6 protein-coding genes are annotated in these 6804 nt (G+C 35.6%); 3 read left to right on the top strand and 3 right to left on the bottom strand.

The features are described 5' to 3' along the window. The 3 genes from ACYH9I_RS09600 to ACYH9I_RS09590 all read left to right on the top strand — a co-directional run. On the top strand, positions 1-96 hold a 96-nt coding region (locus ACYH9I_RS09600; protein WP_483560429.1), incomplete at its 5' end, for an IS3 family transposase. Positions 97-101: 5 nt separating this feature from the next. Then, the gene (locus ACYH9I_RS09595; RefSeq protein WP_483560516.1) at positions 102-959 is read left to right on the top strand and encodes a hypothetical protein; all 858 of its coding nucleotides are present in this window, start codon (positions 102-104) and stop codon (positions 957-959) included. A 17-nt stretch (positions 960-976) separates the two neighbouring features. Beyond that, positions 977-1645, top strand: a complete 669-nt coding sequence (locus ACYH9I_RS09590) for an HD domain-containing protein (protein WP_483560515.1) — start codon at positions 977-979, stop codon at positions 1643-1645. Between the two features lie 115 nt (positions 1646-1760). On the opposite strand, the gene ACYH9I_RS09585 is transcribed toward ACYH9I_RS09590, so the two are convergent. From ACYH9I_RS09585 to nrdB, 3 genes are all read right to left on the bottom strand, one after another. Further along, positions 1761-2684 carry an AEC family transporter gene (locus tag ACYH9I_RS09585; RefSeq protein ID WP_483560514.1) on the bottom strand — a complete coding sequence of 308 codons (924 nt, stop codon included), beginning with the start codon at positions 2682-2684 and terminating at the stop codon, positions 1761-1763. A 27-nt stretch (positions 2685-2711) separates the two neighbouring features. After that, entirely contained in the window at positions 2712-5372 is a 2661-nt protein-coding gene (glnD, locus tag ACYH9I_RS09580) for a bifunctional uridylyltransferase/uridylyl-removing protein GlnD (protein ID WP_483560513.1), read from the bottom strand. A 172-nt stretch (positions 5373-5544) separates the two neighbouring features. Then, entirely contained in the window at positions 5545-6675 is a 1131-nt protein-coding gene (gene nrdB / locus ACYH9I_RS09575; protein ID WP_483560518.1) for a class Ia ribonucleoside-diphosphate reductase subunit beta, read from the bottom strand. Between the last annotated feature and the right edge of the window lie 129 nt (positions 6676-6804).

Genomic DNA, 6804 nt, shown 5'->3' with positions numbered 1-6804 from the left:
GAATATATCCATTATTATAATCATAGAAGAATTAAATTAAGCTTGGACAAAAAGAGTCCTGTTCAATATCGGGAGTATTATTTTCCAGCAGCTTAGTTTTTTTGTACAACTTTTGGGGTGCAGTTCACGCCACTTATTACCTAAATCCTCCTAAAGGCGCTTGTACTTATTCTGCCAAGCCCAACTTATATTTAAGTAATAGTCGCAAACATAATTGGGGTGGGTTGAATTATTCAGGGCCACCGAGCGAATGGGACGATGCAAAAGGCTTTAAACGTCAAGATTTAAATAATCCAGCATCAAACTTTCCAACCATGGGGGCATATGGGCTATTTTTTACCATGGATATGGTTGATAGCTTAGGTAGTGAGATGACATTTGACAAGTCACCAGCAACATCGGGCATTGATTTAACTATAACGGGCAATGGTAGTATTGCCAAGATTCGATTAGTCGGACCCAAAGAGGGGGCTAGCGCCGCCGAAGCAGCAACCGCAGTACCGACGACCTTTTTCTTATATTCCGATAAAGCCAAAACTAATAAAGTATATAGTTTTACCATTAAAAAATGGTTTATCGCAAGAAAGAATGATAATGGTAGTAGTTATAGTTATGCTCAGGCTGAACAATACTGTAATCAGTTGGGCTATCAAATACCTACAGTTGATCAACTAACTAATGCTAATTCTCAATATTGGAATCAAGGTTTAGCAGGTCAGGGTAATAATTATCAACGTCGTATTGATGGAGGGCTATTTTCAGAATGGGGAGAAACTTATAGCTATGATAATATTAACGATGGTTACCCTGGTAGTAATTTCGCAGATCGTCGAACTTATTGGACGCAAAATACACATAAACCTTCTTACCAGCCCCTTATCAATCTTCAAGTATACTCTAATATGGGAATGGTTAGTACTTGGGGTTACACGAGTGATGGCACGATATGTGTAAATTAAAATGTCGATATAATATTATGAATAATAAAACAAATAAACATAAGCAGGGTGTGATTCAAGCCATACAAGCTTTTGTTAAACAAAAATTGGCTAATGACTTTTCCGGTCATGATATGGCGCATATTGAGCGCGTGGTGAGATTGTCCGAGCAGATTTTAAAGCATGAACCAAAAGCGAATGGCTTTATTGTGATTGTTAGTGCTTATTTACATGACGTGATTGATGAAAAAGTGGTTGATGATGTGAATCAAGCTGTCATGGAGTTGCGTGATTATTTAATATTACAGGCGTTAACCGATAACGAAATTAAAATGATCTTTGACATTATTGAAAATATGTCATATCGAAAAAATATTAATCAGAAAAAAACATTATCATTAGAAGGGCAAATTGTGCAAGATGCTGATCGGTTAGATGCATTGGGAGCAATTGGTATTGCTCGCACTTTTTATTATGGTGGCAATAAACATCATATTATGTACGATCCTGATATTTCACCACGAACTACATTGAATGAAGATAATTATAAACAAGCCAATACCGTTATTAATCATTTTTATGAAAAACTTTTTTTGCTTAAAGATAAAATGAACACCCCGATAGCTAAAAAGCTCGCTGAGCAACGGCATCATTTTTTGGTTCAGTTTGTAAATCAGTTTGAAAAAGAGTGGCTAGGTAAGAATTAATTAGTCGCTGTTTTATTTTTTATAAAAGGTAAAGTGTGGGCAATGATTTGGCGACTGCAAAACGGATTTTAAACTATCTGGCTCAGCGCTCTCTGACTAGAGAGCGCTTTTACGATTAAAACGGTATTGGTGCACCGACAAGCCATAGCACAATAGGTAATGTGATTAAGCTTAATAATGTACTAACTAAGGTTGCACTTGATACCAGTTCTGGATGAGTGTCAAACTGTACTGACATGAGTGTTGTATTGGCGGCACTTGGCATGGCAGCTAATACGATTAAGATTTGCTTATAAATCGGCAAAATAGGCATAAAATAGACCATGCCAAATGCGACTATCGGTGAAATGATCATTCGGGTTAGTAATGAAAATGAAAGTTTAGGATAATCTAGTTGTTGGATCTTGATTTTGGCTAATTGCATTCCCAAAATAATCATAATGACAACGATTGATGAATCGCCAATCATGCCAATGGATGTCATTATGGATTTGGACAAAGGAATATGGCACAACTGAAAAAGCATACCTAATAAAGCGCCATAAGCTACTGGCATGCGGATAACTTTATTGATGACATCTTTTTGACTGACAATATCACTACGGGCACTGCCTTTTGCTGCGTAATAGATGCCAACTGTGCTCATTACAAATTGTTGCAATACCATCATAATCACGCCAAGGTCAAATCCCACGGAGCCAAAAAAGACTAACAGTACTGGGGTACCATAATTCCCATTATTCATAAAACACGAACTTAAAATCATGGCGCAGCGCTCTTTGGCTGAATATTTCATCATTATAGACCAAATGGAAATGATAAGGACTAATAAAAAACAGAGACCAAAAATATAACAGATATAAAATAGATAATCGGCAGTTAACGTATGCGTATAAAATGTTTTAAATGCCAAAAATGGGGATAGTACATAAAGTGACATTTTTGATAGATTAGCAACATCAAAATTTAAGGCTTTTTGTGCGATAAACCCGACAATAAAAATAGCAAAAATGGGAAATAAAATAATAAAAAATTGCATAAGTTATATCTTTTGTAGTTAATTTCATTAATTCATTGAATCAAGAGCAATAATGATTGATTCTCGAAGCTTTTGACAAGTATCATCATCAAGTGCTTGGTTGTGTTTATCTGTTAGAATAAATAGATCTTCAATATGTTCACCGATAGTTGCAATTTTTGCACTGCGTAATGATAAGTCTAAGTTAGCAAATATTTCACCTACATAAGCAAGCAACCCCGGTCTATCAAGTGCAATGAGCTCCATATAAGTTTGGCTGTCATTGAAAGCAGAAAGAAAGTTAACTTGAGTGGGTACTAAAAACGATCGTAACCGTTGTTTAGGTGGTTTAATGGTTACACCTTTATAAACAGGTTGCTGTAGTGCTTTGTCAAGAGCATTTACTAGGCCTTGATTCCGATCTTCTTGCACTGTTTGTCCATTAGGATCTAATACAATGAAAGTATCAAGTGCAAAACCTTTTTTATTCGTAATGATAAGCGCATCGTGAATCGTTAAATTGTGCATACTTAGCGTATTACAAACAGTTGCAAATAAGTAAGGTCGATCTGGCGAATAAATAAAAATTTCACTGCCACCATGATATGGGCGAGGGTTTATGGCTACCAATATTTTGGTCAAATCGTGCTGTAATAAAATTTGTGTATGCCATACAATTTGTTCTTTTGTATAACGAAGAAAGTAATCAAAACGATAGCGTTGCCAAAGATCTTTAATGATCTGTTCATCATAATTTTGATTAACTAAAATGGCTAATGCTTCTTGTTTATTTTTACGTGCTATACTTCGTTGCTCAGGAATTTGGCGGATATCTGAATCAAAGGAATTTTTTGCATTAAGGTAGAGTTCACGCATTAAACTTTGTTTCCAACTATTCCACAGCGTTTCGTTTGTTGCACAGACATCCGCAACTGTAAGGCAAAGTAAATACTGTAAACGACGTTTACTTTTGACAATTTGAATAAACTCGTTTATAACGGCAGGATCTTGTAAATCGCGACTTTGCGCTGTTACCGACATTAGTAGGTGATAACGTACTAACCAAATAACTAACTCGGTATCTTTGGTTTCTAGTCCGTGTAATTGGCAAAATTCTTCAACTAGATGTGCTCCAATTTCAGAATGATCACCATGTCGTCCTTTACCTATATCATGAAATAACCCTGTAATAACTAATAATTCAGGTTTAGATAATTTAGCAAAGACTTTTGCGCTATTAGGGTGTTTTTGTTTGCCACTTTCTGTTTTTAAACTATCGAGCTCAAGCAATAAGCGGATGGTGTGTTCATCAACAGTGTAAGCGTGAAACAGGTCAAATTGCATCATGCCAGATATCTGTTTCCAGCCCGGTATATAGACCGAAAGTATGCCATATTTATGCATGGGCAAAATTGCTTTTTCAATTGCATCTGGGTGTTTGATAATTAACATAAAAAGCGATCTTGCTTTAGCATTTTCACAAAGTAAATTAGTTAGAGATCGTCTTGCTGAGCGTAATTGTCTAATGGTATTAGAATAAAGACCAACCACTTGAGGATTAAGCAATATTGTATAAAAAAGCTGCATAATCATGACAGGATCTTTTTTAAAGATCTCATCATCTCTTACATCAATGAGTTTGTCTCTAATTTGAAAATATTCATCGATATCATAAGGTTTATTTTGTGGACCATGCTCAAGAATAGACTCATAAAACAGTTGTAATAGCATTTGATTGAGTTCAGTAATATTGTGAGCAACACGGTAATAATCATGCATCATTTTTTCTACTGGTGTGTTACCTTCACCTTGGTAACCTAACATATTGGCAATGCTAAGTTGTCGATCAAAAAGCAATCGGTTATCATAACGAGAGATCACGCAGTGCAAAGCAAAACGCATTCGCCATAAAAATTTACGACACGTTTTAAAGTCTGCAATATCTTCAGGGGTTAAATAGTTGAAATCGGACATTTTTTGCAAAAATTCCCCACCAAAATGGCGAGTTGCGATCCATTGAATGATTTGCATATCTCGCAAACCACCAGGACTATTCTTTAAATCAGGCTCTAGATTATAAGAGGTACTGTGATATTGTTTATGACGTTCTTGTTGCTCTTGAATTTTGGCTTTATAAAAGGCACGGGAAGGCCAAATTTTATTGCTAAAAATTTGTTTATGTAGTTCATCTAACAGTAATTGATTACCCGAAATGAGCCTTGATTCAATCAAATTAGTCATTATGGTGATGTCATTTTTCGCTTCTTGTAGGCAAATTCTTAATGTCCTAACACTATGCCCTATATCTAAATGTAAATCCCATAACAAGCGAACAAGATCACCAATTTGTTTTTCTATTTCTTTATTTAACGGATAATCACTAAGAACCAAAATATCAATATCTGACAATGGATGTAATTCAGCCCGTCCATAACCGCCAACGGCAACTAAAGCGATACGGTTGCGTTTAAAGAATGAGGAGACATGTTTAGGTATTTGGTAAAAACACCATAATCGATCAAGTAAACGATCGATAAATTGACTACGTAAATGTACTAGCGTATCAATATCAACTTGTTGCTCAAATTGCACCATAGACCATTGTTGAAAAGCTTCAAGCTGTTGCTTTAGATAGGAGATATTTATCTGTTCATCGCTGAAATCAAGCGGTGATACAGGGTAAAATAGATGTGCTTTAGTCATGGTCATATTATCAAATCAAGATAATTCAATAGCCATATCCTTACCCGATTTTCAATGAGTGTCAAGCTACTGTTAGAATAAGACGACTATTTATGACCGATAGTTGTCATAAAAAAGGAACAATAATTTGCTCCTTTTTAAAAAAACTTTCAAGAAAATATAAGTTTTAGTATAAAACCTATAAGGTAAAGTCACTTAAATCGTCTTCATTCATTTCAGCATCAATCTGCCCAACTAAGTAAGAGCTCATTTCGGCTTCTTGTGGCGCAACTTGCACATTATCAGACACTAGCCAATTATTGATCCATGGAATTGGATTTGATTTAGCTTCAAACGGCAATTTTAGCCCAACTGCTTGCATGCGAATGTTGGTGATGTATTCGACATATTGGCATAAAATGTCTTTATTCAAACCAATCATTGATCCACCTTCAAATAGGTATTCAGCCCACTCTTTTTCTTGATTTGCCGCTTGCAAAAAGAGGTCATAACATTCTTGTTCACACTCTTTGGCTATGTCCGCCATTTCAGGATCATCTTCGCCACTTCGTAGTGTGTTAATCATAAATTGTGTGCCAGTTAAATGTAGGGCTTCGTCACGGGCAATAAGTTTAATGATTTTTGCATTACCTTCCATAAGCTCACGTTCTGCAAAGGCAAAGGAACAAGCAAAACTAACATAAAAACGAATAGCTTCGAGTGCATTGACACTCATTAAGCACAAATAAAGTTTCTTTTTTAGTTCGCGTAAATTAATGGAGACCGTGCGATTATTGATGTTATGTTTACCTTCACCAAATAAATTATAGTAACTTGCGTAACTAATCAGGTCGTCGTAATAACCTGCAATGTCACCGGCACGTTTTTGTATTTCTTTATTGGTGACAATATCATCAAAAACGACAGATGGATCGTTAACAATATTACGAATGATATGTGTATATGAACGTGAGTGAATGGTTTCTGAAAACGACCAAGTTTCTACCCATGTTTCAAGTTCCGGAATAGAAATTAGAGGTAATAATGCAACATTGGGACTGCGCCCTTGAATGGAATCAAGCAAGGTTTGATATTTTAAATTACTAATAAAAATATGTTTTTCATGTTCAGGCAATGCGGCATAATCAATACGATCTTGAGAAATATCGACTTCTTCAGGGCGCCAAAAGAAAGATAGTTGTTTTTCAATTAATTTTTCAAACATTTCATACTTTTGTTGATCATAACGCGCAACATTTACCGGTTGTCCAAGGAACATGGGTTCTTTAAGCTGGTCGTTATGCACATGCGAAAAGGTACTGTAATTCATACTCATAAAAGAACTCCTACTAATTTATCGTTGCTTTTACCGCTACCTTTCGACAGTGTAAAAGGTAAATGAGTGGGGGGATGATTTTCCCCTCATAAAAATTTTATTTTAGTATATTGCCATTTAGGT

The organism is Gilliamella sp. X-23 (assembly GCF_057063545.1).
The sequence above is the reverse complement of the archived record's forward strand: the minus strand, read 5'-3'. Positions and strand labels throughout refer to the sequence as shown.